This is a genomic window from Gibbsiella dentisursi, from assembly GCF_039539505.1.
GTDB lineage: Bacteria > Pseudomonadota > Gammaproteobacteria > Enterobacterales > Enterobacteriaceae > Gibbsiella > Gibbsiella quercinecans.
In genome coordinates this window covers 1,489,701-1,515,228 of record NZ_BAABDG010000002.1, presented here as the reverse complement: position 1 = coordinate 1,515,228, position 25,528 = coordinate 1,489,701, and the positions used below count along the sequence as shown (strand labels likewise).

Annotated in this window: 23 protein-coding genes, 2 tRNA genes and 2 other RNA genes; 14 read left to right on the top strand and 13 right to left on the bottom strand. The window is 53.5% G+C overall.

Annotated features, from left to right (window positions below; all coding sequences use genetic code 11):
• The first annotated feature begins 311 nt into the window (after positions 1 to 311).
• Entirely contained in the window at positions 312 to 803 is a 492-nt protein-coding gene (locus tag ABFX35_RS07380; protein ID WP_121552533.1) for a Dps family protein, read from the top strand.
• Positions 804 to 847: 44 nt separating this feature from the next.
• Here the strand turns inward: ABFX35_RS07380 and ABFX35_RS07375 are convergent, their stop codons facing one another.
• Positions 848 to 1,024 (bottom strand): YciY family protein, encoded by a 177-nt coding sequence (locus ABFX35_RS07375; RefSeq protein WP_095848843.1) that lies wholly within the window; start codon positions 1,022 to 1,024, stop codon positions 848 to 850.
• A 322-nt stretch (positions 1,025 to 1,346) separates the two neighbouring features.
• Between ABFX35_RS07375 and cls the strand changes: the two genes are divergently transcribed.
• Together cls and ABFX35_RS07365 are read left to right on the top strand one after the other, a co-directional pair.
• A complete protein-coding gene (gene cls, locus ABFX35_RS07370) occupies positions 1,347 to 2,807 on the top strand; it encodes a cardiolipin synthase (protein WP_279023160.1) in 1,461 nt (486 codons plus the stop codon).
• A 56-nt stretch (positions 2,808 to 2,863) separates the two neighbouring features.
• Positions 2,864 to 3,187 carry an HI1450 family dsDNA-mimic protein gene (locus ABFX35_RS07365; RefSeq protein ID WP_346080090.1) on the top strand — a complete coding sequence of 108 codons (324 nt, stop codon included), beginning with the start codon at positions 2,864 to 2,866 and terminating at the stop codon, positions 3,185 to 3,187.
• A gap of 66 nt (positions 3,188 to 3,253) precedes the next feature.
• Here ABFX35_RS07365 and oppF read toward each other — a convergent pair whose 3' ends face one another.
• From oppF to ABFX35_RS07335, 6 genes are all read right to left on the bottom strand, one after another.
• Positions 3,254 to 4,255, bottom strand: a complete 1,002-nt coding sequence (oppF, locus tag ABFX35_RS07360; RefSeq protein ID WP_346080088.1) for a murein tripeptide/oligopeptide ABC transporter ATP binding protein OppF — start codon at positions 4,253 to 4,255, stop codon at positions 3,254 to 3,256.
• Positions 4,252 to 5,256, bottom strand: coding sequence for an ABC transporter ATP-binding protein (gene oppD / locus ABFX35_RS07355; protein ID WP_346080874.1), 1,005 nt, complete (start codon positions 5,254 to 5,256; stop codon positions 4,252 to 4,254). The genes oppF and oppD overlap by 4 nt, the downstream gene beginning before the upstream one ends.
• Positions 5,257 to 5,267: 11 nt before the next feature.
• Positions 5,268 to 6,176, bottom strand: coding sequence for an oligopeptide ABC transporter permease OppC (gene oppC, locus ABFX35_RS07350; protein ID WP_346080086.1), 909 nt, complete (start codon positions 6,174 to 6,176; stop codon positions 5,268 to 5,270).
• 13 nt (positions 6,177 to 6,189) lie between these two features.
• On the bottom strand, positions 6,190 to 7,110 hold the full coding sequence (gene oppB / locus ABFX35_RS07345; protein WP_346080084.1) for an oligopeptide ABC transporter permease OppB: 921 nt from the start codon (positions 7,108 to 7,110) through the stop codon (positions 6,190 to 6,192).
• A 79-nt stretch (positions 7,111 to 7,189) separates the two neighbouring features.
• The gene (oppA, locus tag ABFX35_RS07340; RefSeq protein ID WP_095844458.1) at positions 7,190 to 8,827 is read right to left on the bottom strand and encodes an oligopeptide ABC transporter substrate-binding protein OppA; all 1,638 of its coding nucleotides are present in this window, start codon (positions 8,825 to 8,827) and stop codon (positions 7,190 to 7,192) included.
• Between the two features lie 628 nt (positions 8,828 to 9,455).
• Positions 9,456 to 10,100 (bottom strand): YchE family NAAT transporter, encoded by a 645-nt coding sequence (locus tag ABFX35_RS07335; RefSeq protein WP_095844459.1) that lies wholly within the window; start codon positions 10,098 to 10,100, stop codon positions 9,456 to 9,458.
• A gap of 543 nt (positions 10,101 to 10,643) precedes the next feature.
• Here ABFX35_RS07335 and adhE point away from each other — a divergent pair.
• On the top strand, positions 10,644 to 13,331 hold the full coding sequence (gene adhE, locus ABFX35_RS07330; protein ID WP_346080082.1) for a bifunctional acetaldehyde-CoA/alcohol dehydrogenase: 2,688 nt from the start codon (positions 10,644 to 10,646) through the stop codon (positions 13,329 to 13,331).
• Positions 13,332 to 13,552: 221 nt separating this feature from the next.
• On the opposite strand, the gene ABFX35_RS07325 is transcribed toward adhE, so the two are convergent.
• Positions 13,553 to 14,143, bottom strand: a complete 591-nt coding sequence (locus ABFX35_RS07325) for a thymidine kinase (protein WP_095844461.1) — start codon at positions 14,141 to 14,143, stop codon at positions 13,553 to 13,555.
• Positions 14,144 to 14,841: 698 nt separating this feature from the next.
• Between ABFX35_RS07325 and hns the strand changes: the two genes are divergently transcribed.
• Complete coding sequence (gene hns, locus ABFX35_RS07320) at positions 14,842 to 15,249, top strand: histone-like nucleoid-structuring protein H-NS (protein WP_279023148.1); 408 nt, start codon at positions 14,842 to 14,844, stop codon at positions 15,247 to 15,249.
• 173 nt (positions 15,250 to 15,422) lie between these two features.
• Here hns and ABFX35_RS07315 read toward each other — a convergent pair whose 3' ends face one another.
• From ABFX35_RS07315 to rssA, 5 genes are all read right to left on the bottom strand, one after another.
• Complete coding sequence (locus tag ABFX35_RS07315) at positions 15,423 to 16,433, bottom strand: NAD-dependent epimerase (protein ID WP_095844463.1); 1,011 nt, start codon at positions 16,431 to 16,433, stop codon at positions 15,423 to 15,425.
• Positions 16,434 to 16,442: 9 nt separating this feature from the next.
• The gene (locus ABFX35_RS07310) at positions 16,443 to 17,786 is read right to left on the bottom strand and encodes a UDP-glucose dehydrogenase family protein (RefSeq protein WP_346080079.1); all 1,344 of its coding nucleotides are present in this window, start codon (positions 17,784 to 17,786) and stop codon (positions 16,443 to 16,445) included.
• Between the two features lie 42 nt (positions 17,787 to 17,828).
• Complete coding sequence (gene galU, locus ABFX35_RS07305) at positions 17,829 to 18,746, bottom strand: UTP--glucose-1-phosphate uridylyltransferase GalU (protein ID WP_346080077.1); 918 nt, start codon at positions 18,744 to 18,746, stop codon at positions 17,829 to 17,831.
• Between the two features lie 184 nt (positions 18,747 to 18,930).
• Positions 18,931 to 19,944: a two-component system response regulator RssB gene (gene rssB / locus ABFX35_RS07300; RefSeq protein ID WP_346080075.1), complete on the bottom strand. Its 1,014-nt coding sequence runs from the start codon at positions 19,942 to 19,944 to the stop codon at positions 18,931 to 18,933.
• Positions 19,945 to 20,049: 105 nt separating this feature from the next.
• The gene (gene rssA, locus ABFX35_RS07295) at positions 20,050 to 20,964 is read right to left on the bottom strand and encodes a patatin-like phospholipase RssA (RefSeq protein ID WP_279023144.1); all 915 of its coding nucleotides are present in this window, start codon (positions 20,962 to 20,964) and stop codon (positions 20,050 to 20,052) included.
• A 171-nt stretch (positions 20,965 to 21,135) separates the two neighbouring features.
• Between rssA and ABFX35_RS07290 the strand changes: the two genes are divergently transcribed.
• The 9 genes from ABFX35_RS07290 to ABFX35_RS07250 all read left to right on the top strand — a co-directional run bounded on the left by ABFX35_RS07290 (position 21,136) and on the right by ABFX35_RS07250 (position 25,438).
• Positions 21,136 to 21,600 carry a YchJ family protein gene (locus tag ABFX35_RS07290; protein ID WP_346080073.1) on the top strand — a complete coding sequence of 155 codons (465 nt, stop codon included), beginning with the start codon at positions 21,136 to 21,138 and terminating at the stop codon, positions 21,598 to 21,600.
• A gap of 70 nt (positions 21,601 to 21,670) precedes the next feature.
• Positions 21,671 to 22,519 (top strand): formyltetrahydrofolate deformylase, encoded by an 849-nt coding sequence (gene purU, locus ABFX35_RS07285; protein WP_279023142.1) that lies wholly within the window; start codon positions 21,671 to 21,673, stop codon positions 22,517 to 22,519.
• Between the two features lie 208 nt (positions 22,520 to 22,727).
• Positions 22,728 to 22,812, top strand: a tRNA-Tyr gene (locus ABFX35_RS07280).
• 43 nt (positions 22,813 to 22,855) lie between these two features.
• Positions 22,856 to 22,980, top strand: a non-coding RNA gene (locus ABFX35_RS07275) — RtT sRNA.
• 91 nt (positions 22,981 to 23,071) lie between these two features.
• Positions 23,072 to 23,156, top strand: a tRNA-Tyr gene (locus tag ABFX35_RS07270).
• 42 nt (positions 23,157 to 23,198) lie between these two features.
• Positions 23,199 to 23,323, top strand: a non-coding RNA gene (locus ABFX35_RS07265) — RtT sRNA.
• A 196-nt stretch (positions 23,324 to 23,519) separates the two neighbouring features.
• Positions 23,520 to 24,092, top strand: a complete 573-nt coding sequence (locus ABFX35_RS07260) for an LOG family protein (RefSeq protein WP_279023141.1) — start codon at positions 23,520 to 23,522, stop codon at positions 24,090 to 24,092.
• Positions 24,093 to 24,190: 98 nt separating this feature from the next.
• On the top strand, positions 24,191 to 24,997 hold the full coding sequence (gene xthA / locus ABFX35_RS07255; protein WP_279023139.1) for an exodeoxyribonuclease III: 807 nt from the start codon (positions 24,191 to 24,193) through the stop codon (positions 24,995 to 24,997).
• 45 nt (positions 24,998 to 25,042) lie between these two features.
• Positions 25,043 to 25,438 carry a pyrimidine (deoxy)nucleoside triphosphate diphosphatase gene (locus ABFX35_RS07250; protein ID WP_279023138.1) on the top strand — a complete coding sequence of 132 codons (396 nt, stop codon included), beginning with the start codon at positions 25,043 to 25,045 and terminating at the stop codon, positions 25,436 to 25,438.
• Positions 25,439 to 25,528: the final 90 nt, after the last annotated feature.

Here is a 25,528-nt window from a genome sequence, read left to right as displayed (position 1 = left end):
ACACTTATTTTCCAATAGCACGCGCAATAATAAGGGTGTGAATCCTTGAATTATGCCGTTAAAAGACCACGTCCATTGCAGCATCACCCGCAACGGCGTTACCTGAATAATTCAGCGGTTCAGGCGGCCAATAGCGCCAACAGCAAAAAGACGCTTTTTCCGTTAAGGCATTGTGCGTACACTGTTTCCGGAGTTTGCGTTATAGATTGAACACGCCGATACACGCCAGGGTTAAGCATGTCCCGTTACCGTGTTTGTATGGTCCTTTATCTGTGTAAACCACCGGAACCAATAATCAGGAGAAGATTATTATGGCAACGACGAAAAAGTCAGCAAAAACCCACATTGGACTGGATGCGAAACACTCTGCAAAACTGTCTGAAGCGCTGAACGCGCTGCTGGCCAACTATCAGGTGCTCTATATGAACGTGCGCGGCTATCACTGGAATATTTCCGGCCCGCATTTCTTTGAACTCCACGTCAAATTTGAAGAAACCTATAACGATCTGCTGACGAAAGTGGATGAACTGGCGGAACGTATCCTGACGCTGGGTTATCAACCACGCCATGCATTCAGTGACTATCTGAAAACTGCAGATATCAAAGAAGATACCAACGTCACTGATGATAAGGGCACGCTGGGTGGCCTGCTGGACGGTTACTCCATCTTGCTGACTCAACAGCGTGAACTGCTGGCCCTGGCGGCGGAAGCCGGCGATGAAGGCACCTCTTCCCTGATGAGCGACTATATCAAAGAACAGGAAAAACAGGTCTGGATGCTGAACGCCTACCTGGGTAAATAATTCCCGGTGAAAAGCAAACAGTCCCATAAGGGACTGTTTGTTTGCTACCACTCGCAGGCAACCGCGAACAACAGCGAGCGGCGATGCTGCCCGTCCAGCCGATGCCGCACCCGCAGAATATGGCGGTTACTGCACGACTGGCGCTCCAGCCAACGATGGCGGCGGCGCTGCTGCTGGCGCAGCATACGCCAACGGCCCACTTCATTACGACTGTGTCTCATATCTTTCCCTCGCTATGCCAAGCGCATGCATTATAGCCCTTTCCATTCGTGAGCCAAGTCACGGATAAATCGGTAGCGTGCTAAAATACAACGGTAAAACACCCGCTTTCACCGTAGGTAAGTTCCTTAAGTCAATCATATTTATGTTATAAATAGACTCTTTGTTACGCAGTGACGTATTTCGGCGCAGGCGGCGCGTAATCGCGCCCTGGGCGCCGCCTGGGCGTTGCAACAGAATTAAGTGCCGGAAAGGGTTTCCCTCTTTTTCCAATCTGTGCATACACTCATCATTGGTGGTTTGCGAACAGGATATTTCGCCTTTATGACAACATTTTATACCGTAGTCAGTTGGTTATTGGTATTTGGCTACTGGCTACTGATCGCCAGTGTGACGTTACGCATTTTGATGAAACGCCGCGCCGTACCCTCCGCCATGGCTTGGTTGCTGATCATTTATATTCTGCCACTGTTTGGCATCGTGGCGTATTTGTCGTTTGGCGAATTAAATTTGGGCAAACGCCGGGCTGAACGTGCGAAAGCGATGTGGCCCTCCACCGCCCGTTGGCTGAGCGAACTGAAAGAGAGCCGCCGAATTTTCGCCACCGAATACAGCGAGGTGGCAAGCCCGCTGTTCGAATTGTGCAACCGTCGCCAGGGCATCGACGGCGTAAAAGGCAACCAGCTGCAACTGCTGACCACCACCGATACAACGCTCAACGCGCTGATCCGCGACATTGGGCTGGCACGCAACAATATTGAGATGGTGTTCTATATCTGGCAGCCAGGCGGGCTGGTGGATCAGGTTGCCGAATCGCTGATGGCCGCCGCCCGGCGCGGCGTGCACTGTCGCCTGATGCTAGATTCTGCCGGCAGCCTGCAATTTTTCCGCAGCGCCTACCCGGGCATGATGCGCAATGCCGGCATCGAGGTCGTCGAGGCGCTCAAGGTCAACCTGTTCCGCGTGTTTTTACGCCGGATGGATTTGCGCCAGCACCGCAAAGTGGTATTGATCGACAACTATATTGCCTATACCGGCAGTATGAACATGGTGGATCCGCGCTACTTCAAACAGGATGCCGGCGTCGGCCAGTGGGTGGATCTGATGGCGCGCATGGAAGGCCCGGTGGCCACCACCATGGGGATCGTCTATGCCTGCGACTGGGAAATTGAAACCGGCAAGCGTATTCTGCCACCGCCGCCAGACGTCAACATCATGCCGTTCGAACAGGAAAGCGGCCATACGATCCAGGTGATCGCCTCCGGCCCCGGCTTCCCGGAAGAGATGATCCACCAGGCCCTGCTGACGGCGGTATATGCCGCTCGTGAGCAGCTCATTATGACGACGCCCTATTTTGTGCCCAGCGACGATCTGCTGCACGCCATTTGTACCGCTGCGCTACGCGGCGTAGACGTCAGTATTATTGTGCCGCGCGAAAACGACTCCATGCTGGTGCGTTGGGCCAGCCGCGCGTTCTTCTCCGAGCTGCTGGAAGCCGGGGTGAAAATCTATCAGTTCGAAGGCGGCCTGTTGCATACCAAAAGCGTGTTGGTCGACGGCCAGCTTAGCCTGGTCGGCACGGTTAACCTGGACATGCGCAGCCTGTGGCTTAACTTTGAGATCACACTGGTTATCGACGATGACGGCTTCGGCAGCGACCTGGCCTGCGTGCAGGATGATTATATCGCCCGCTCACAGTTGCTGGATCCCGCCCAATGGCTGAAGCGGCCCTTCTGGCACCGTATCGTTGAACGCCTGTTCTACTTTTTCAGTCCATTGCTGTAAAAGCGGCGGCGGGCGTGCTTTAATAACGCCAAATCATTTTTCTCAGGATTTTATTTATGGATTTGAATAACCGCCTTACCGAAGACGAAACGCTGGAACAGGCTTACGACATTTTCCTCGAGCTCGCCGGCGATAATCTGGATCCGGCGGATATTCTGCTGTTCAACCTGCAGTTTGAAGAACGCGGCGGCGCCGAACTGTATGATCCCGCGGAAGACTGGCACGAGCACGTGGATTACGATCTGAACCCCGATTTCTTTGCCGAAGTGGTGATTGGGCTGGCGGAAGCTGACGGCGAACCCATCAACGACGTGTTCGCCCGCGTGCTGATCTGCCGCGAAAAAGATCACAAGCTCTGCCATATCTTGTGGAAAGAATAGCCGCTATCAGCGCACGCCGTTAAGGGCCTGCCCCACGTTAAGCAGGCAGGCCGTTGCCACATCCGCCTAGAGCGGATCTACTTTCAGGCAGGAAACCGCATGGCGGAAACTGCCCTCCAACAACGGGCGCGTAGCCGCGCACTCCGGCCCGGCAATCGGGCAACGGGTGCGGAACACACAGCCGGAAGGCGGGTTAATCGGCGATGGCAGTTCACCTACCAGCAGTTGCACCTGTTTATCTCTTTCCTTATCCGGATCCGGGATTGGCACCGCCGCCATCAACGCTTTGGTATAGGGGTGCAACGGATTATTGTAGACCTCCTCGTAACTTCCCAACTCCACCGCATGCCCCAAATACATCACCAGTACGCGATCGGAAATGTGTTTAACCACCGCCAGATCGTGTGCAATAAAAATCAGCGTCAGCCCCATCTCACGCTGTAACTGCTGCAATAGGTTCACCACCTGCGCCTGAATGGACACATCCAGCGCCGAGACCGGCTCATCGCAGATCACCAGCCGCGGCTCCAGAATCAACGCCCGCGCAATACCGATGCGCTGGCACTGCCCGCCGGAAAACTCGTGTGGATAGCGGTTAATCAGGTTCGGCAGCAGGCCCACCTTCTGCATCATCGCCTTGACCTTGGCTTTCACCTCCTGGCGAGGCATCTTAGGGAAATACGTGCCCAGCGGCTCCGCGATGATTTCGCCGATGGTCATCCGCGGGTTTAGCGACGCCAGCGGATCCTGAAATATCATCTGGATATCGCCACGGACCCGGTGCAATTCGGCCGCGCTCAGGCCGAGCATGTCTTTTCCAAGCCAGCTGACGCGGCCGCCGGTGGCCTTCACCAGGCCGATCAACGCGCGGGCAAGGGTGGATTTACCGCAGCCGGACTCCCCCACCACGCCGAGCGTTTCCCCGGCGAGCAGGCGCAGCGTAACGCCATCCACCGCTTTCAGGGTTTTCGCCGGCTGCCAGAACCAGCGTTTGGCATCATGCACAAGAAAATGGACCTTCAGATCGTCCACCTCCAGCAGCACCGCCTTATCATTTACCGTGCTCATACCAGCGCCTCCGTCGGTTTAAAACAGGCACGCCGGCGCCCTTTTGCAAACGGCGTTAACGGCGGCATACTGGCGCACTGTTCAGTCGCATACGGGCAACGCGGCTGGAACGGGCACCCGCTGGGCAACCGCAGCAAATTGGGCGGATTGCCGGGGATGGTCACCAGGGATCCGTCTTCGGCGTCCAGACGCGGCACCGCATTCAGCAACCCAATCGAATACGGGTGGCTCGGCGAATAAAAGACGTCGCGCGCACTGCCGTACTCCATCGTCTGGCCGGCGTACATTACCAGCACCTTATCGCAGATGCCGGCCACCACGCCCAGATCGTGCGTGATCATGATGATGGCGGTATTAAACTCCCGCTTCAACTCTCGCAGCAACGCCATGATCTGCGCCTGCACGGTCACATCCAGCGCGGTGGTCGGCTCATCGGCAATTAGCAGCTTCGGCTGGCACAACAACGCCATGGCGATCATCACGCGCTGGCGCATCCCGCCGGAGAACTCATGCGGGTACATGCGCATGCGCTTGCGCGCCTCGGGCATTTTCACCGCGTCCAGCATGCGCACCGCGGCGTCGAACGCTGCGCTTTTGCCCATGTGCTTGTGCAGCATCAGCACTTCCATCAGTTGTTCACCGACGCGCATATAGGGATTGAGCGCCGTCATCGGATCCTGAAAGATCATCGCGATTTCCTGCGCGCGCAGTTTATTGAGCTGGCGTTCCGGCAGGTTTAGAATTTCGCGGCCGTTAAAGGTTGCCGAACCGGTGATATGCCCATTGCCGGCCAGTAGCCCCATCAGCGCAAAAGCCGTTTGCGATTTGCCGGAGCCGGACTCACCGACAATCCCCAGCGTTTCCCCCCAATCCAGTTCAAAGTTCAGTGCGTTCACGGCGGTAACGTCGCCGTCCTGGGTTGAAAAACGCACCCGCAAATCATTCACCGCCAGCAGCGGCGGCGTAGATGTTGGCGGCATTAGATGGTCAATCGTGCTCATCATGGCACTCCTTAGCGGTCTTTCGGATCGAGGGCATCGCGCAGGCCATCGCCGATAAAGTTGAAACAGAACAGAGTGACAATCAGAAAGGCCGCCGGGAACATCAGCAGCCAGGGAGACACCTCCATTGCGTTGGCGCCGTCGCTCAGCAGCGCGCCCCAGCTGCTCAATGGCTCCTGCGTGCCGAGCCCCAGGAAGCTAAGAAAGGACTCAAACAAAATCATGTTCGGCACCAGCAGGGAAGCGTAAACCACCACCACACCCAGCACGTTGGGCACAATGTGGCGCAGCACGATGTTGCGAGTCGACACCCCGCTCACCTGCGCCGCTTCAATGAACTCCTTGCGCTTAAGGCTCAGCGTCTGCCCACGCACGATACGCGCCATGTCCAGCCAGGAAACCATGCCGATCGCCACAAAAATCAGCAGGATGTTTTGGCCGAAAAAGGTCACCAGCAAAATAACGAAAAACATAAACGGGAAAGAATTGAGGATTTCCAACAGCCGCATCATCAGCGAATCGATCTTGCCGCCAAGATAGCCGGACAGCGAGCCATACAGCGTGCCGACGATCACCGCCACCAGCGCGGCCGCAATGCCGACCATTAGCGAAATACGCCCGCCAATCGCCACACGCACCAGCAAATCACGACCGGAGGAGTCGGTGCCGAAATAGTGGGCGGAGGCCAGGTTCGGCGCGGCCGACATCATTTCCCAATCGGTATCGTCATAGCGAAAGGGCGATAGCCACGGCGCCAACACCACAAACAGTGCGATCAACGCCAGCAACACCAGGCTGCCAACCGCCGCATGGTTGTGCATAAAACGGCGGCGGGCGTCTTGCCATAGGCTGCGCCCTTCCACGTCGAGTTGTTCGCTAAACTGCGCCAAAGCCGCGCCGTTTTTTTTCTTTAGGATCATACCGGCGCTCCGATTAATAACGTATTTTCGGATCGATGACGGCATACAGCACATCAACAATCGCATTGAACAGAATGGTCAAAGCGCCGACCAGAATCGTCAGGCTTAACACCAGCGAGTAATCTCGGTTTAGCGCCCCGTTAACGAACAGCTGGCCGATGCCCGGCAGGCCAAATATCGTTTCAATCACCATCGAACCGGTAATAATGCCGACGAACGCCGGCCCCATGTACGACAACACGGGCAGCAGCGCCGGTTTCAGCGCATGGCGCAAAATAATGCGCCGCATTGGTAGGCCTTTGGCACGGGCGGTGCGGATAAAATTGGAATGCAGCACTTCTATCATCGAGCCACGCGTAATGCGCGCAATGCTGGCAATATAAGCCAGCGAAAGCGCCACCATCGGCAGGATCATAAACTTCGGCGCACCGCCGTTCCACCCCCCGCCCGGCAGCCATTTCAGGATGATGGCGAAGATCAGCACCAGCAACGGCGCCACCACAAAGCTGGGGATCACCACGCCGGTCATGGCCAGCCCCATCACGGTGTAATCCCATTTGCTATTCTGCTTTAGCGCAGCCACCCCCCCCGCGCTCACCCCGAGGATCACCGCCAGCAAGAATGCCGCAGCCCCGAGTTTGGCGGACACCGGGAAAGAGGCCGCCACCAGATCGTTAACCGAATAGTCTTTGTATTTGAATGAAGGGCCAAAATCCCCATGCGCCAACTGCGCCAAATACTGGCCGTACTGTTTCCAGAGCGGATCGTTTAAATGGTATTTGGCTTCAATGTTGGCCATCACCTCGGGCGGCAAGCTCCGCTCCCCGGTGAACGGGCTACCGGGCGCCAACCGCATCATGAAAAATGACAGGGTGACCAAGATAAACAGCGTCGGGATCGCTTCCAATAAACGACGAAATATAAACTTAAGCATTGCCTTAGCCCTTTGCAGCCTGATAACGGCTTCTTATTGCCTTGTGCGCCAGCGGTAAACGCCGCCGGCGCTGACCGTATCAATGCTTGATGATGTACAGGTTTTTATCGTACACGTTATCAAGCGGATCTTTGCCGGTATAGCCGCCGACATAGGGTTTCACCAGCCGGGTATTGACATAGTAATAGACCGGCACGATCACCGAATCCTGATCCAGCTGCGTTTCCGCTTTCTGATACAGAGCGGCACGCTCATCTTTGGTTTTTACGGTTAAAACATCCGATATCAGGCGATCGTAGGCCGCGCTTTTGTAGTGCGAGGTATTGCTGCTGCTGTTTGACTGCATGATATTCACGAATGAGCTTGGCTCGTTGTAATCTGCACACCAGCCCGCACGCGCAACATCAAAGGTGCCCTGATGGCGGGTATCCAGGAACGTTTTCCACTCCTGGTTTTCCAGTTTGACGTTCACGCCTAAATTTTTCTTCCAGATGGCCGCGGCGGCAATCGCCAGTTTCTTGTGCAAATCAGAGGTGTTGTACAGCAGCGAGAAGGTCAGCGGTTTGCCAGGGCCATAGCCGGCTTCCGCCAATAGCTTTTTGCCCGCTTCATTACGCTGCTCCTGCGTCCAGCCAAACCACGCCGGCGGGGTGAGTTTAGCGCCGTCGGTATAAGGCGGAGTAAAACTGTAGGCGGGCAATTCGCCTTGGTTTTTGACTTTATTAACGATGATGTCGCGATCGAGCCCCAGTTTCAGCGCTTCGCGCACGCGGGCGTCGGTAAACGGCGCTTTCTGGGTGTTCATTTCGTAATAATAGGTGCACAGGTAAGGATCGACGTGCAGCTCGTTGGGGATATCTTTTTTCAGCTTCTGGAACAGTTCAATCGGCAAATAGTTATAGGTCATATCAATTTCACCGGCCCGATAACGGTTAACGTCAGTAACCTCGGAGGTTATCGGCAGGAAAGTCACCTTGTTGATCACGGTTTTCGCGTTATCCCAATATTCAGGGTTACGCTCTAGCACAATGCGCTCGTTAACCACCCACTCTTTCAACTTGTAGGCGCCGTTGCTGACATAGTTCTGCGGCAAGGTCCATTTTTCACCGTATTTTTCCACCGCCTCTTTATAAACCGGCTTCATCGCATAGTGCGGGGTCATTTCCACCAGGTAAGGCACCGGCTCGCTTAAGGTGACCTGGAAGGTATGATCGTCGAGCGCTTTTACCCCCAGCGTCGATTTGTCTTTTTTGCCGGCGATAATGTCATCAACGTTTACCACATGAGCAGATTGCAGATAGCTGGCATAGGGTGACACCGTTTGCGGATCAACGATCCGTTGCCAGCTATAAACAAAATCCTGCGCCGTCACCGGCTGGCCATTAGACCATTTGGCATCTTTGCGTAAGTGGAAAGTCCAAACCTTAAAATCCTGGTTGTCCCAGCTTTCCGCCACGCCGGGTACGATGGCACCGTTGAGATCGTTATTCGCCAGGCCTTCGATCAGATCGCGGGTGACGTTATTTTCCGGCACGCCTTCAATCTTGTGCGGATCAAGCGACTGCACCTCCGCGCCGTTGTTTTTGACGATTTCCTGTTTTTCGGCCAGTTGCACTCCCGAAGGAACCTCTGCAGCTAATGCGTTTATGCTGCCGGCCCCGGCCAGCGCGGCAATAACGCCGGCAGCCAGGAGCGATGGTTTTGTGATGTTGGTCATATTATTACCCCATTTTATTATCGCCATACCATCATGGCGTTGGAGCCAGGCCTGGTTATCAGGCCACCATTCACAACGCTGCGAATCAAGCAACGCTGCAATATTCACACAGGCCCTGAATTCGCTGCCAACAGGGCTAAGGTTCGCCGACTTATTATCGGAGGCACTTTTTATGGCGCCGTTTTATTCCTGGGGCTAACGTGAAAGCGCCCTAATGAATATCTGGCGAATGTGAGCTGCAAGCGCCACACACCGCCCTAAGCGCACGGCTTGCGGTTAAACAAACTTTTATACGGCAAAGCCCATGGTGAAAGAATAAACAACCAATGATTAGCAATCTAACACTAATAACATCGGTTCTTGTCCGAAACAAGCCTTATAAAAGATAGGGGAAAGGTAACGCCAATGGTGAATGGGAAGATGCGGAAGGGTAAAAAAGGCAGGCATGCCACGTCACTGCGCCACCAGGATTGAACATTAATAGACACCTGCCCTACCACAGTGCAGGATGATGAAATAAGAGGCATTCAATGCACTTTATTACAGCAGGTTAAATTAATTTAAAAATTAAAATTTATTTTAAAAAGTGAAGCATCAACGCCACTTGCCAGGATAAATAGCCTGCAGCTTAAAGCAGGCCAGGGAATATTGTCTTGATGCCGGTAACAATGAATTCAATGCCCAATGCCATCAGCAGTAGCCCCATAATACGTGTGATAACGTTAATACCGGTTTGCCCCAATAAACGCACCAGCAAAGGTGCAGCCCGGAACAACAGCCAGCAACAGAAAGCAAACAGGGCAATCGCCAGGGTAAAACCCAGCAGGTTTTGCCAACTGTGGTAACGCGAGCTCCAGACGATAGTTGAACTGATAGCCCCCGGCCCGGCCATTAATGGCAATGCCAGCGGCACCACGCCGATGCTTTCACGGATTGCGCTTTCTGATTTTTCCTGCTTGTTTTGCTTATCTTCCCCCAGCTTGCCGCTGATCATCGACATCGCGATAGTCACCACCAGAATGCCGCCGGCGATGCGGAAAGAATCAATAGAGATACCGAACAGGTTCAGGATGCCACCGCCGAGAAACAGCGAGATCCACAGGATAATCGCCACCGACAAATTGGCGGTCAGGTTGGTCTTGTTGCGCCCCGCTTCTGCCTGGTAACTGGTCATGCTGATAAATACCGGCAGAATGCCCACCGGATTGACCAGCGCGAACAGGCCGACAAAGAATTTAATATAACCGGAAAAATCCAACAGAGACTGGCTCACGAATCACCCCACATTGAACACTGCCACCTAAGGCTGCTATAAAGGTAACCGCTACCGGACACATTGAGGGGCTACACGACGCGCTAATGTAATCGAATTGCTCTTACGGATCCATCCGCGGAAAATTGCATTTTTATCTCTCCGTGGCGGAGGAAACAAAATATTACGCTGCAGTTAACGTCATATGTGGTTTTTTACTGTTTTAGGTTAAAAATGACAGGCGCCTCACTGCAGATAGTAACGCATGCGCATTAATTCATTGCTGAATGGTGTCAGCATGAAACTTTTATGACGTACGTCACAAAATCGCCCCCCCATAATAGGGTAAGCTCTTGGTCGTAGTCAGAGCGATGAACAGCAGAGGCCCGCTGTTCGCCACTTTAGCTACGGCTCCCCTAACATGCAGGGCAAAGCTCTTTAAGTAAATCAGCGGTACAAGCCAGGAAGGGCATGGGCGCGAACCCCCTTTCCATTCATCCTGTCTATACTTGATGCTTGCACGGCTTATTTACTGAAAGAGTTTAACATTATCAGGAGAGCACTATGGCTGTAACAAATGTCGCTGAATTGAACGAGCTCGTTGCCCGCGTCAAAAAAGCCCAGCGTGAGTATGCCAACTTCACCCAAGAGCAGGTTGATAAAATCTTCCGTGCTGCTGCCCTCGCCGCCGCCGATGCCCGTATTCCTCTGGCCAAAATGGCCGTTGAAGAATCCGGAATGGGGATCACCGAAGACAAAGTGATCAAAAACCACTTTGCATCCGAATATATCTACAACGCGTATAAAGATGAAAAAACCTGTGGCATCTTATCCGAAGATGACACTTTCGGTACCATCACGATTGCAGAGCCAATCGGCCTGATTTGCGGTATCGTGCCAACCACCAACCCAACTTCTACCGCTATCTTCAAAGCGTTGATCAGCCTGAAAACCCGCAACGGTATCATTTTCTCGCCACACCCACGCGCCAAGAATGCCACCAATAAGGCGGCGGACATCGTACTGCAAGCGGCCATTGCTGCCGGGGCGCCAAAAGATATCGTCGGTTGGATCGACCAACCTTCCGTCGAGCTGTCCAACCAGTTGATGCACCACCCTGATATCAACCTGATCCTCGCCACCGGTGGCCCAGGCATGGTGAAAGCCGCCTATAGCTCCGGTAAACCGGCAATCGGCGTTGGCGCTGGCAACACCCCGGTCGTGGTAGACGAAACCGCCGATATCAAGCGTGTGGTCGCCTCTATCCTGATGTCAAAAACCTTTGATAACGGTGTTATCTGTGCCTCTGAACAATCCGTTATCGTGGTTGATTCAGCTTATGATGCCGTGCGTGAGCGCTTTGCCTCCCATGGCGGCTACTTGTTGCAGGGTAAAGAGCTGAAAGCGGTTCAGGACATCATCCTGAAAAACGGCGGCCTGAACGCGGCCATCGTTGGCCAGTCAGCGCCAAAAATCGCTGAAATGGCGGGCATCACCGTACCTGCCAACACCAAAGTGCTGATCGGCGAAGTGAAAGTGGTCGATGAATCCGAACCGTTCGCGCATGAAAAACTGTCGCCTACCCTGGCGATGTATCGCGCCAAAGACTTCGAAGATGCCGTGGTTAAAGCAGAAAAACTGGTTGCCATGGGCGGGATTGGCCACACCTCTTGCCTGTACACCGACCAGGACAACCAGCCGGCTCGCGTTGCCTTCTTCGGCGACAAAATGAAAACCGCACGTATTCTGATCAACACCCCGGCTTCACAAGGTGGTATCGGCGATCTGTACAACTTTAAACTCGCTCCGTCGCTGACGCTGGGTTGCGGTTCCTGGGGGGGTAACTCCATCTCCGAGAACGTTGGCCCGAAACACTTGATCAACAAGAAAACTGTAGCGAAGCGAGCAGAAAACATGTTGTGGCATAAACTTCCAAAATCCATCTACTTCCGCCGCGGCTCACTGCCGATCGCGCTGGAAGAAGTTGCAACCGACGGTGCAAAACGCGCCTTTATCGTGACCGACAACTATCTGTTCAACAATGGCTACGCTGATCAGATCACTAAGGTGCTGAAGCACCACGGCATTGAAACCAAAGTCTTCTTCGAAGTGGAAGCCGACCCAACCCTGAGCATCGTGCACAAGGGCGCAGAGCAGATGAACGCCTTTAAACCGGACGTCATTATCGCGCTGGGCGGCGGTTCACCGATGGACGCAGCCAAAATCATGTGGGTGCTGTATGAACATCCGGAAACCCACTTCGCGGATCTGGCGTTGCGCTTTATGGATATCCGTAAACGTATCTACAAGTTCCCGAAAATGGGCGTGAAGGCGAAAATGATCGCCATCACCACCACCTCCGGTACGGGTTCAGAAGTGACGCCGTTTGCGGTGGTTACCGATGATGCAACCGGCCAGAAATACCCACTGGCTGACTACGCGCTGACCCCGGATATGGCGATTGTCGACGCCAACCTGGTGATGAACATGCCGAAATCCCTGTGCGCCTTCGGCGGCCTGGATGCGGTAACCCACTCACTGGAAGCCTATGTTTCCGTACTGGCGAATGAATACTCTGACGGCCAGGCGCTGCAAGCGTTGAAACTGCTGAAAGAATACCTGCCGGCCAGCTACAAGGAAGGGGCGAAAAACCCGATCGCCCGCGAGCGTGTGCACAACGCAGCGACTATCGCCGGTATCGCTTTTGCCAACGCCTTCCTGGGCGTGTGCCACTCAATGGCCCACAAATTGGGTTCAGAGTTCCACATTCCACACGGCTTGGCTAACGCCCTGTTGATCTGCAACGTTATTCGCTATAACGCCAATGACAACCCGACCAAACAGACTGCGTTCAGCCAGTACGATCGCCCGCAGGCACGCCGCCGCTATGCCGAAGTGGCCGATCACCTGGGCCTGAGCGCACCTGGCGACCGCACAGCACAGAAAATCGAGAAACTGCTGGCTTGGCTGGAAGAGCTGAAAACCGAACTGGGCATCCCGGCTTCAATTCGTGAAGCGGGCGTACAGGAAGCCGACTTCCTGGCGAAGATCGATAAACTGTCCGAAGATGCATTTGATGACCAATGTACCGGCGCAAACCCGCGCTATCCGCTGATTGCCGAACTCAAGCAAATCATGCTGGATACCTATTATGGGCGTGAATACAACGAAGCCCATGAGCACGCGGCAAACACCGTGGTTGAATTGCCAACGGCCAAAGCCGAGAAGGCTGAGAAAAAAGCAAAAAAGTAACGCTTGCATAAGCTGACAAAAAACCCGCCAACACGGCGGGTTTTTTTATTCCTGCTAATACGCACAACCAATCAGCCAAAAACACACCCCGGGTTACCCCCGAAAACAATGCCCCGCACTACGGCGGCTCTGCGGCCCACTAGGGCGACGAAAAGCATTGAGCAATGCGCGTGTGTACCTATAGCAACAACCCCCTTGATAACAGGGCTTATAGGCGTTTTTTAGCCGGCTCCCGCTGCCTGAATAGCCTCTTTGTAGTGTTTACGGCACACCGACAGGTAACTTTCATCGCCGCCAATCACCACCTGCTCCCCCGCATGTACCGCCCGGCCGTTTTCATCCAAACGCAGCACCATGTTTGCCTTGCGCCCGCAGTGGCAAATGGTTTTCAGCTCAACCAGCTTATCGGCCCAGGCCAGCAGGTATTGGCTACCCGTGAATAATTCACCTAAGAAATCGGTACGCAGGCCATAACACAAAACCGGAATATTCAGTTGGTCAACAACATCACATAACTGCGCAACCTGCGATTTGGTCAGGAACTGGCTCTCATCGAGCAGCACGCAGTGAACCGTTTGCTGTTGATGCTCCTGATTAATTATTGTGTAAAACTCGGTATCATTATTATAGAGCTGCGCCTGCGATGACAGGCCAATACGCGAGCTAACTTTCCCGACGCCAAAGCGATGATCGATTTCAGCGGTAAACACCAGCGTGCGCATACCACGTTCTTGATAATTATATGAAGATTGTAATAGCGCAGTAGATTTCCCTGCATTCATAGCAGAGTAATAGAAATAAAGCTGAGCCATGGGCCCTACCCCAACAGTATAAAAAACACGCAAAGAAAAGATATCCGAGTGTAACATAGGCACCGGATGATGTTCAGCGGTGCGGAATCAATTTTAACTAAATTAATAAGCATCCGTATGCAATAAATGGCAGAACGGGGCCTGCGGTGCCTGCCGCATTTTTACATCAATTGACCAAGCCTAATCCCGGAACACTATTAATTGCTGCTAATGATTAAACCACAGAGGGAATGCCGGCGCCTGCAGCTATAGGTAACCACACTGATACCGAAGAATGATTATTGTGATGGTCATAAACCTTGTCTATTAAATGGCGCCTGGCGGGTTGATAGCAATTTAATCCTTATCTGGACAGTGACACTTCCTGACAGAACCTTTACGAATACCCCTATGCTTTACACTGTCTGTAAGAGAATGGGCGTGATTTAGCCCACAGAATTATATATAAACAGTTAATATAACCCAGTAACGAAAGGCTTTTCCCTGGCCTGACACAGCGCACATAGCCGGAAAGCTGGCTTTTACAGAGAGCAAGTAATAGCCCCAAAAGCCATCTATATTTGTCGGCTGAATCTAAATAAACGTTTCTTTAAGGAAAATCTGACAACTCTTCGCAATTTGGCTATTGCAGAAAATAAAATAGCACTCTATTATTATCCGGACATGCCCCCCCACCAATATAATTTGAGACTAGGACAATGAGCGAAGCATTAAAGATTTTGAACAACATCCGTACTCTACGTGCACAGGCAAGAGAATGCAGCCTGGAAACGCTGGAAGAGATGCTTGAGAAACTGGAAGTTGTCGTGAATGAACGTCGTGAGGAAGAAAGCCAGGCGCGCGCTGAAATTGAAGAACGCACGCGTAAACTGCAACAATATCGTGAAATGCTGATTGCAGACGGTATTGATCCAAACGAACTGTTGCAAACCATGGCAGCAACAAAATCAGCCGGTAAAACCAAACGTGCGGCTCGTCCGGCTAAATACCAATACAAAGATGAAAATGGCGAACTGAAAACCTGGACCGGCCAAGGCCGTACTCCTGCGGTGATTAAAAAAGCTATCGAAGAACAGGGTAAATCTTTGGAAGATTTCCTGCTGTAATCGTTTCTTCTGCGTGTAAAAAAGGCTCCCTTGTGGAGCCTTTTTGTTTATCAGCACCCGCCCCGCCGCGTTCTGTGCGGCATACCCAGGCAGTGTCTTTATTCCCAGACAGTGTCAGGTAAAAGAAAAAGGGAGCCAAAGCCCCCTTTTACCGTACTGTTTAATAGCCTGCGTTATTGCACTTTGTAAAAAGATTTATACCATTCAACAAAACGTTTAACACCTTCCTCTACACTGGTAGCAGGCTTAAAACCAATCGCCTGATAAAGCGCTTCGGTATCTGCGCTGGTATCCAGCACATCGCCAGGTTGCATGGGCAGCATATTTTTACGGGCAATAATGCCCAGGGCATGTTCCAGCGCGCTGATATATTCCATCAGCTTCACCGGGCTGCTGTTGCCTATATTATAGACATGGTATGGTGCGGAACTGCTGGCAGGTGAACCCTGCTCAACGGTCCAATCCGCATTAGGTTGCGGCACAATGGCCTGTAAACGCACGATCGCCTCGGCAATATCATCGATATAGGTAAAATCACGGTGCATCTCACCGTGGTTATATACATCAATGCTGTCACCCGCCAATATTGCCTTGGTGAATTTAAACAGCGCCATATCCGGGCGCCCCCACGGGCCATACACAGTGAAGAAACGCAGCCCCGTGGTGGGCAAACCATATAAATGTGAGTAGCTGTGCGCCATTAACTCATTGGCTTTTTTCGTTGCCGCATACAACGACACCGGATGATCGACCGAGTCATCAGTAGAGAACGGCAACTTACGGTTTAACCCATATACCGAACTGGACGATGCATAAACCAAATGCTCGACCTTATTATGGCGACAACCTTCCAGCACGTTTAAATGGCCAACCAAATTTGAGTCCGCATACGCCAACGGATTTTCCAGCGAATAACGCACCCCGGCCTGTGCGCCAAGATGAATCACCCGCTGAAATTTATGCTCGGCAAACAGCGCCGCCATCCCTTCCCGATCGGCCAGATCCAGTTTAATAAACTGGAACGCAGGTTTATCCGCCAATAAGGCAAGACGCGCCTGCTTTAAGCTGACATCGTAATAATCATTCAGGTTGTCGATACCGACAACCTGATGCCCGGCGGCCAACAGGCGCTCGGCAACATGATAACCAATAAAGCCGGCAGAGCCTGTAACCAGGAAGTTCATACGCACCTCTTAAAAATTAGACTTCACCGATGCGCCACGGCCGATGCCGTAATAGGTAAAGCCACGGCTTTCCAGGCGCTCTGGATCGTAAAGGTTACGGCCGTCGAAGATTACCGGGTTTTTCAGAGCGCTCTTGATCACATCAAAATCTGGCGCACGGAAGCTTTGCCATTCAGTGCAGATCACCAAAGCATCGGCACCGTGCAGCGCGGCCTCTTTCGTGCCCATCAGTTTCAGATCGTCACGGTTGCCATAAATGCGCTGCGCTTCGTTCATTGCCTCTGGATCGTAAGCCTGTACCTTGGCACCGGCAGCCCACAGCGTTTCAACCAGCACGCGGCTGGAAGCTTCACGCATATCGTCGGTGTTCGGTTTGAAGGCCAGCCCCCACAGGGCGAAGGTTTTGCCATTCAGATCTTCACCAAAGTAATGTTTGATGAACTGGCTCAGCTTGTATTTTTGCTGATAGTTAACCTGTTCCACCGCCTGCAGCAGCTTAGGCTGGTAGCCAATGGCCTCGGAGGTGCGGATCAGCGCCTGCACGTCTTTCGGGAAACATGAACCACCGTAGCCGCAGCCAGGGTAAATGAAGTGATAACCGATGCGGGAATCAGAACCGATGCCCTGGCGCACTTTTTCGATGTCCGCACCCAACATTTCCGCCAGGTTCGAGATTTCGTTCATAAAGCTGATTTTGGTCGCCAGCATGCAGTTGGCGGCATATTTGGTCAGCTCCGCGCTGCGAATATCCATCAGGATCATGCGATCGTGGTTGCGGTTGAACGGTTCGTACAGTTCACGGATGGGTTCAATCACATCTTTGTTGTCAGTCCCGATAACGATGCGCTCTGGGCGCATGCAGTCGGCCACCGCGGCGCCTTCTTTCAGGAATTCCGGGTTAGAAACCACGTCAAACGACAGATCGCTGCCGCGTTTTTTCAGCGCTTCAGCCATCACCTGGCGAACTTTATCCGCAGTCCCTACCGGCACGGTGGATTTATCGATAACCACTTTGTGTTCGTTCATGTTTTCTGCGATGGTGCGCGCAACGGCAGTAACGTACTTCAGATCGGCAGAGCCGTCTTCATCAGGCGGCGTACCCACGGCGATGAACTGAATAACGCCATGTTCCACGCCAGCTTTAGCATCGGTGGTGAAATGCAGGCGACCGGCTTCGTAGTTCTGTTGCACCAGCGGCGTCAAACCGGGTTCATAAATCGGGATATTCCCCTTTTTCAGGTTCTCGACTTTCTTTTCGTCAACGTCGATACACATGACATCGTGGCCCACTTCAGCCAACACCGCCGCCTGTACCAGACCGACATAGCCAATACCAAAAACTGTTACTTTCATTGGAAAATCCTAGTTTTTAAAATTAAAGACAAAGGTTAAAAGTTACTTCTTACCGGCTGGTATAACCTGCTGCAGCCAGTGAGAAAAATCAGTGCCAAGCGTGGCATGACGCATGCCGTATTCCACAAACGCCTTCATATACCCCAGTTTGTTACCGCAATCATGGCTGACGCCCTTCAGGTGATAGGCTTCCACCGGTTCTTGCTCCATCAACAGATCGATAGCGTCGGTGAGTTGGATCTCATCGCCGGCGCCCGGTGGTGTTTTGGCCAGCAGCGGCCAAATATCCGCAGACAACACATAGCGGCCAACAATGGCCAAATTGGAGGGGGCTTCACTCGGAGATGGTTTTTCCACCACGCTCACCATGGGCGCACTTTCGCCCGGTTTGAGTTGGTGGCCTTTGCAGTCGGCAATACCATAGCTGCCGACGCTTTCGTGTGGCACCGGCTCAACCATAATCTGGCTAACGCCGGTTTGCTCGAAACGCTGTAACATCTCGTGCAAGTTGTCTTTTTTCAGGTTCGCGCTGTATTCATCCAGAATGACATCCGGCAACACCACCGCTACCGGCTCATCGCCAACCAGCGGGTGGGCGCATAGAATGGCATGCCCCAGCCCCTTGGCAACGCCCTGGCGCACCTGCATAACCGTGACGCCTTTCGGGCAAATTGATTGGACTTCATCCAGCAACTGGCGCTTAACGCGCTTTTCCAGCATGGCTTCCAGCTCAAAGCTGGTATCAAAATGGTTTTCGATTGAATTCTTGGAGGAGTGCGTAACCAGGACGATTTCGTTGATGCCGGCGGCGATGCATTCGCTAACGACATATTGGATCAGGGGCTTATCAACCAGCGGCAGCATCTCTTTGGGGATGGCTTTGGTAGCCGGTAACATGCGCGTTCCCAATCCCGCAACCGGGATCACTGCTTTTCTGACTTTACGGTTTAAAGCAGACATTATTTCCTCTCTTGATTCTGGCTCAGATTATGAGCTTTATCTGCCATACAAAAACTCTCGGAGTATACCAGCTTATGCCTGCTGCGTATTAACCTGAGAGTAAATAGGAAGAAATTAGGACAATTACCCAGCGCGGGGAGCATAATCTTAAATAAAATGAGATGCGTCTGACTACTGGTATTTTTTATTCATCACTCAACATCAGGCTCAGGCGGCCGCCGGCGCCCCATACCTGGCACTGCCAGGCATCGCAACGGTGGCTGATTTGGTTCATGTAAGTGGCCCCCAGCATACCCAGCGGCACCCCATTGCTAAGCTGGATTTGATTATTCCCGGTATTTAGATTGGCATGCAAACCCGCAGAAACCAGCAGCAGATTTTTATATTCGGTGTGATAATAGCCAACCAACAATGGGAATTGTCCGGCCAATTTACCCTGCCGCAATAATTGATTAACTTGCTTTAGCAAAGTTGACATCTGCGGCAAACGATGTTGTTGGTTTGCCAAATGGTCCTGTAACAACCCATTAAATAATGCGCGCAATAATAAAGCGGCCAATACGCCATTATCGCCAGCCCGGGTAACGTCCAGGCAGTAGAAGGCCAAATCGCTGCCCGATAATGCGGCAATATCCAGCACCAGGCCGGGATGTTCCGTGGTCGTCAGTTGGCGATAATTGACCCGGCGGTTGGCAATACTCTGCTGGACCGGCGGTTGCAGTTGTTTCAGCAGCCTTACCGCCTCGTCTGGGTTTTTGCTTAGCGCCTCCCAATCCTGGAACAGATCGATTTCTTCAAGCGCCAACGAGGTAAAAACATTCGGGTACAGACAGGTGAAGACCGCCTCACGCAGAATATCGAGATTCTTAAGCGGTTTGAGCAACACATCCTGTACGCCCAGGCGCAATACCTTGGCGATATCCGCCATTTTATCCGTGCCGGAGACGATCAGTACCGGGATCTTCACGCCCGTTAGCCGCAGGTGTTCGACAAACTCGATACCGCCCATTTCCGGCATGGCCAGATCGCACAGTATCAGATCGGGCCGGCTTTCTTCCAACAGGCCAAGAGCCTGCAAACCGTTGGTCGCCTCAATGGTATCCGCCCCCAAGGACTGCAGGTAGGCAACCAGCACAGAACGAAAAACCCGCTCGTCCTCGACGATCAGAATACGTTTGTGAGTCAGTGGTAATACCATCGGTTGAGCCCCTTGCCTATTTCCTTAGGTAATAGTGGCCCAAAATGGTCACTTGTGCTTGTCTGATATCAAACTGTCCGTTGAGTTCCATCGCTGAACCGAGGTTTACTTGTTCTTAACTAAAGGCAATAGCATATCAATTTGTTTTTCGACCGCCAGTTCCCCGGCGGCGATCGCTTCATTGGCGCGGTGAAAATCCAACGTTGATATCTGCGGACAATAGGGTTGGATCAGTACATCGGGCGGATCCCCGGCCATGCGCGCCCGCTTGATGCGGTTTTCCAGCACTTGAATCGAGGTGCTCATTATCTCCATTGCCGTGGGTGTGACAGAAGCTTTTTTCAGCACCACCTTGCCGATACGCGCCCGTAAACGGCTCCGCCAATTACGCGTTGCCCCATCGTCAACCATGCTGCCAATATCTTCGCTTTCGCTGCGCATGGAAAAAAGATCCTGTTGCATCAGGTGAGCGTCGTGTTGCAGATCAACCGCAATGACGACATCGGCCCCCAGCGCGCGGGTTAAGGATATTGGCACCGGATTAACCACGGCGCCATCAACCAGCCAGTAACCATTGAACCACACCGGTGCCAACAGGCCGGGTATGCTGCAGGAGGCGCGCACCGCCTGGTTAAGATCGCCTTCAGTCAGCCACAGCTCACGCCCGGTGCTCAGGTTGGTCGCCACGGCAGCAAATTTTCGCGAGCACTGCGCAATGTCATCCACCTGCAGCAATTGGGCAACCGCATTGAATACCCGCTCGCCGCGCAGCAAACCGCCGCGTTGCCAGGATAAATCCATCAGGCGGATCACATCCCAATAGCTAAACGAACGCACCCAGCTTTCCACCGCCGGTAGGCGCTGGCAGGCATAGGCCGCGCCCACCAGCGCGCCCATCGAACAGCCGGCGACGATATCGGCCTCTATCCCCAGTTTCTTTAACGCGTTGATCACGCCGATATGCGCCCAGCCTTTTGCCGCACCGGAACCCAATGCCAGACCAATTTTAATCTGCCGCATAACCCTGCCTTTTCCGCCAAATGTTCGGCTGTGCCCGGCAATAGGCGTGGTGCCGCCGTTACGCCCATCGCCCCTTGCCACAATTGAATCGTTATGGGGTAACATATACGATAAATCCCCCTTAATAACAGCCATGGTCGGGAATACCGGCCAGCACACACAGGAGTTATTTTGTCTGAATTGTGCCCCTGCGGCAGCGGACTGGAGTATAGCGCATGCTGCGCCCCCTTTATCAACGGCATACAGCATGCTCCCACCCCTGGCCATCTGATGCGTTCGCGCTTTAGCGCCTATGTTAAGCACCATGCCGACTATCTGATTGCCACCTGGCACCCGGATTGCCATGCGCAACAGTGGCTTGATGCCATTCGTACTGGTTTTGAAGATACCGAATGGCTTGGCCTGACGATTATCAGTGAGGAGACTGGGAGTCACCCGCAAGAGGGGTTTGTTGAGTTTATCGCTCGCTTTGTCGATCTTGGCAGCGGGGCAACACAGGCCATTCATGAACGCTCGCGCTTCCTTCGCCTTGACCAACGCTGGTACTATATCGCCGGCACCAAGCCACGGCCTGGCAGAAACGCAGTTTGCCCTTGCGGTTCTGGCAAAAAATACAAGAAGTGTTGCGGGCGCTAGCCGCCTGCTACCCGTGTAAAAACATCACCTGCAGCGCAGGTATTGAGTCACAGACAGGATTTTCGTTCCTATGCCACACCAAAACGTACAAAGAAAAATATTACGCACCATCTGCCCAGACGCCAAAGGGCTGATCGCCAAGATCACCAACATCTGTTTCCAGCACCAGCTCAATATCGTGCAGAACAATGAGTTTGTCGATCATCGCACCGGCCGCTTCTTCATGCGCACCGAACTTGAAGGCGTATTCAACGACGCCCAACTGCTGGCCGATCTGGATGAAGCGCTGCCATCGGGCTCCGTACGCGAGCTGCAAAGCGCCGGCCGCCGCCGCATCGTCGTCCTGGTCACCAAAGAGGCACACTGCCTGGGCGATCTGTTGATGAAAAGCGCCTACGGCGGCCTTGATGTGGAGATTGCCGCGGTCATCGGCAACCACGACACGCTGCAAACATTGGTCGAGCGCTTCGATATTCCTTTCCATCTGGTGAGCCACGAAGGCCTGACGCGCGAACAGCACGATCAGCAGATGATCGCCCAGATCGACCAATATCAGCCGGATTACGTGGTGCTGGCAAAATACATGCGCGTGCTCACCCCGGCCTTTGTTCAGCACTACCCGAACCAGGTGATCAATATCCACCATTCGTTCCTGCCGGCCTTCATCGGCGCGCGCCCTTATCATCAGGCCTATGAACGCGGCGTTAAAATCATCGGCGCCACCGCGCACTATGTGAATGACAATCTGGATGAAGGTCCTATTATCATGCAGGATGTCATCAACGTTGATCACACTTTCTCCGCGGACGATATGATGCGCGCCGGGCGCGATGTGGAAAAAAATGTCCTGAGCCGGGCATTAGATAAGGTGTTGGCACAGCGGATATTTGTCTACGGCAACCGCACGGTAATCTTGTAATTGCCTAACACAGCGGTGCCTTTCGTTCACGGAAGCACCGCTAAGAATAAAAAAACGGCAAACAATTCATTTTCTGCATTTCAAGGCTTTACACTCGCGTTTCATTTGATATGATGCGCCCCGCTTTCCGAGATAGCGGCAACGCATCACCGAGAGCAGGAAGCCGGTCAGCTTCCTGGAAGTAAAATTCGTTAACCACGAATTTCGTGGTGGGGTTCCCGAGCGGCCAAAGGGAGCAGACTGTAAATCTGCCGTCACAGACTTCGAAGGTTCGAATCCTTCCCCCACCACCACACTCAACGTTAGCAATAACGTAACAGCAAAAGCGGGTTGCAATATTTTCCGCTTTGGGGAAGGTGAGAACCTTCGACAAGGTTCGAGTCGAGCAGTGCGAGACAACGTGCGCAGCACGGCCCGAAGGGTGAGGCGCGAAGCGACGAATAATCCTTCCCCCACCACCACTCTCCTTCTTCATGAAGGAAGAGAACTACGCACTACCGTATTTGCGTCAGCCATGACCAATACTAAAATTTAGAATCATGCATATCCCCTGGTGGGGTTCCCGAGCGGCCAAAGGGAGCAGACTGTAAATCTGCCGTCACAGACTTCGAAGGTTCGAATCCTTCCCCCACCACCAAATTCAATCCCGATGATAATACTTCAGCAATGCAGATTGCAGCATCTTCCGCTTTGGGGAAGGTGAGAACCTTCGACAAGGTTCGAGTCGAGCAGCGCGAGACAACGTGCGCAGCACGGCCCGAAGGGTGAGGCGCGAAGCGACGAATCATCCTTCCCCCACCACCAAATTCAATCCCGGTGATAATATTTCAGCAAGCTAGCTCGTCCGCCGCCATTCCCCGAAACATTCTTGCTCCCCGCACGCATTTTGAAAGCCATGCAAAACGAGCGTGAAGCCAATCTGTCACACCGAATCACTTGAACTGCGCCCCGCAATTCGCTATACCACTGGCTTCTTTACAGCAGTTAAGGGAAACAGTGCATGCGTAATAATATCTGCGTTTTTTGCGGCGCAAGCGAAGGCGTTAACGCCGCCTATGCCACTCAGGCTCGGGAACTGGGCCACACGTTGGCAACGCAGGGGCGGCGCCTGATTTATGGCGGTGGTAAGAAAGGGTTGATGGGGATCGTCGCGGATGCGGTGCTGGAAGCCGGTGGCGAAGCCATTGGCATTATCCCGGAACGCCTGGTGGAAGCAGAGACCGCCCACCGCGGCCTGACCAAGCTGGAAGTGGTGCCCGATATGCACACGCGCAAAGCCCGGATGGCCGAACTGGCCGAAGCTTTTATCGCTCTGCCTGGCGGCATCGGCACGCTGGAAGAGCTGTTCGAGATCTGGACCTGGGGCCAAATCGGCTACCACAGCAAACCCGTTGGTCTGCTGGATGTCCAGGGGTTCTATCAGCCGTTGAGCACCTTTCTGAAACACGTTGCCGATCAGGGCTTTATGCGCCATGACTATCTGGCGACTCTGGCGCTTAGCGGCTCGGCGCAAACCCTGCTGCAGCAGTTTGATGACTACCAGCCCAAGAATTACGATCGCTGGGCAAAATAGCCCGCTATGGCCGGGGTGAAAACCGCCGGCCCTCGTTACATCCCCCCTAAACTCTGCTACTATCCTCCCTACATTTTCTTGCCAAAACGATACCGCTGATGAAATTTGTTTCTTTTAATATCAATGGACTGCGCGCACGGCCACACCAGTTGGCGGCAATTATCGAACAGCACCAGCCCGACGTGATCGGCCTGCAGGAAACCAAGGTGCATGACGACATGTTCCCGCTGGAAGACGTGAGCCAGTATGGCTACCACGTGTTCTACCACGGCCAGAAAGGCCATTACGGGGTGGCCTTGCTGACCAAAGCGGAGCCGCTGGCCGTGCGCCGAGGTTTCCCCACCGATGACGAAGATGCGCAGCGCCGTATCATCATGGCCGATCTGCCCACCGCACAGGGTACGTTGACGGTGATCAACGGCTATTTCCCGCAGGGCGAAAGCCGCGATCACCCGGTCAAGTTCCCGGCCAAAACGCGCTTTTACCAAGATCTGCAGGATTACCTGGAGCAGCAACTCTCGGCGGAAAATCCGGTGCTGATCATGGGGGATATGAATATCAGCCCAACGGATTACGACATCGGCATTGGCGAAGAAAACCGCAAACGCTGGCTGCGCACCGGTAAATGCTCTTTCCTGCCGGAAGAGCGCGAGTGGATGGCGCGCCTGCTGCAATGGGGCCTGGTTGACACCTACCGCCACGCCAACCCTGAGCGTAACGATCAGTTCTCGTGGTTTGATTACCGCTCGAAAGGCTTTGATGATAACCGCGGTCTGCGTATCGATCTGCTGCTGGCCAGCACCCCGCTGGCGGCATGCTGCACGGCGACCGGCATCGATTATCAGATCCGCGGCATGGAAAAACCCTCCGACCATGCGCCCGTCTGGGCCGAATTCGCGTTGTAACCCCTAAACCCGGCCTTAACGGCCGGGTTCACTACGGCAAACACCATGAAAAATATTGACGTCGTTGCCGGCATTCTTGAGCAGGGCGACACCATTTTACTGGCCCAGCGCGCCGGCGATTGCGATCAGGCCGGGCTATGGGAGTTTCCCGGCGGCAAGGTTGAACCGGGCGAAACCCAGCCGCAGGCGCTGATGCGCGAACTGCATGAGGAATTGGGCATCACGGCCAGCGTCGGGGCTTACGTCGCCAGTCACGCCTGGGCGCAAGCAACGCGGGTTATTCATCTGTATGCCTGGCGGATTGACCAGTTTGAGGGTGAAATCCAGCGCCGTTGCCATTCAGCGTTTGCCTGGGTTACCCCAGAACAAGCACGTGAATATCCGTTGGCCCCCGCCGACGTGCCGCTGTTAGAAGCCTACATTGCCGCATCCAGGGCTTAACAAAGCTGGAAAACGTGACAATGTCACCATAATAACTGGGCAACATGCCCATATGGGCATGTTGTGTGCAACTGCACAGTCACCCGCGTG

Bases quoted from the DNA above. Each gene is read 5' to 3' on its own strand.
- rssA (WP_279023144.1), bottom strand. From the start codon at position 20,964: ATGCGGCAGATTAAAATTGGTCTGGCATTGGGTTCCGGTGCGGCAAAA.
- xthA (WP_279023139.1), top strand. From the start codon at position 24,191: ATGAAATTTGTTTCTTTTAATATCAATGGACTGCGCGCACGGCCACAC.
- galU (WP_346080077.1), bottom strand. From the start codon at position 18,746: ATGTCTGCTTTAAACCGTAAAGTCAGAAAAGCAGTGATCCCGGTTGCG.
- ABFX35_RS07380 (WP_121552533.1), top strand. From the start codon at position 312: ATGGCAACGACGAAAAAGTCAGCAAAAACCCACATTGGACTGGATGCG.
- purU (WP_279023142.1), top strand. From the start codon at position 21,671: ATGCCACACCAAAACGTACAAAGAAAAATATTACGCACCATCTGCCCA.
- ABFX35_RS07310 (WP_346080079.1), bottom strand. From the start codon at position 17,786: ATGAAAGTAACAGTTTTTGGTATTGGCTATGTCGGTCTGGTACAGGCG.
- hns (WP_279023148.1), top strand. From the start codon at position 14,842: ATGAGCGAAGCATTAAAGATTTTGAACAACATCCGTACTCTACGTGCA.
- ABFX35_RS07375 (WP_095848843.1), bottom strand. From the start codon at position 1,024: ATGAGACACAGTCGTAATGAAGTGGGCCGTTGGCGTATGCTGCGCCAG.
- ABFX35_RS07315 (WP_095844463.1), bottom strand. From the start codon at position 16,433: ATGAACTTCCTGGTTACAGGCTCTGCCGGCTTTATTGGTTATCATGTT.
- oppA (WP_095844458.1), bottom strand. From the start codon at position 8,827: ATGACCAACATCACAAAACCATCGCTCCTGGCTGCCGGCGTTATTGCC.
- ABFX35_RS07365 (WP_346080090.1), top strand. From the start codon at position 2,864: ATGGATTTGAATAACCGCCTTACCGAAGACGAAACGCTGGAACAGGCT.
- oppC (WP_346080086.1), bottom strand. From the start codon at position 6,176: ATGATCCTAAAGAAAAAAAACGGCGCGGCTTTGGCGCAGTTTAGCGAA.
- adhE (WP_346080082.1), top strand. From the start codon at position 10,644: ATGGCTGTAACAAATGTCGCTGAATTGAACGAGCTCGTTGCCCGCGTC.
- ABFX35_RS07250 (WP_279023138.1), top strand. From the start codon at position 25,043: ATGAAAAATATTGACGTCGTTGCCGGCATTCTTGAGCAGGGCGACACC.
- oppD (WP_346080874.1), bottom strand. From the start codon at position 5,256: ATGAGCACGATTGACCATCTAATGCCGCCAACATCTACGCCGCCGCTG.
- ABFX35_RS07325 (WP_095844461.1), bottom strand. From the start codon at position 14,143: ATGGCTCAGCTTTATTTCTATTACTCTGCTATGAATGCAGGGAAATCT.
- oppF (WP_346080088.1), bottom strand. From the start codon at position 4,255: ATGAGCACGGTAAATGATAAGGCGGTGCTGCTGGAGGTGGACGATCTG.
- oppB (WP_346080084.1), bottom strand. From the start codon at position 7,110: ATGCTTAAGTTTATATTTCGTCGTTTATTGGAAGCGATCCCGACGCTG.
- cls (WP_279023160.1), top strand. From the start codon at position 1,347: ATGACAACATTTTATACCGTAGTCAGTTGGTTATTGGTATTTGGCTAC.
- rssB (WP_346080075.1), bottom strand. From the start codon at position 19,944: ATGGTATTACCACTGACTCACAAACGTATTCTGATCGTCGAGGACGAG.
- ABFX35_RS07260 (WP_279023141.1), top strand. From the start codon at position 23,520: ATGCGTAATAATATCTGCGTTTTTTGCGGCGCAAGCGAAGGCGTTAAC.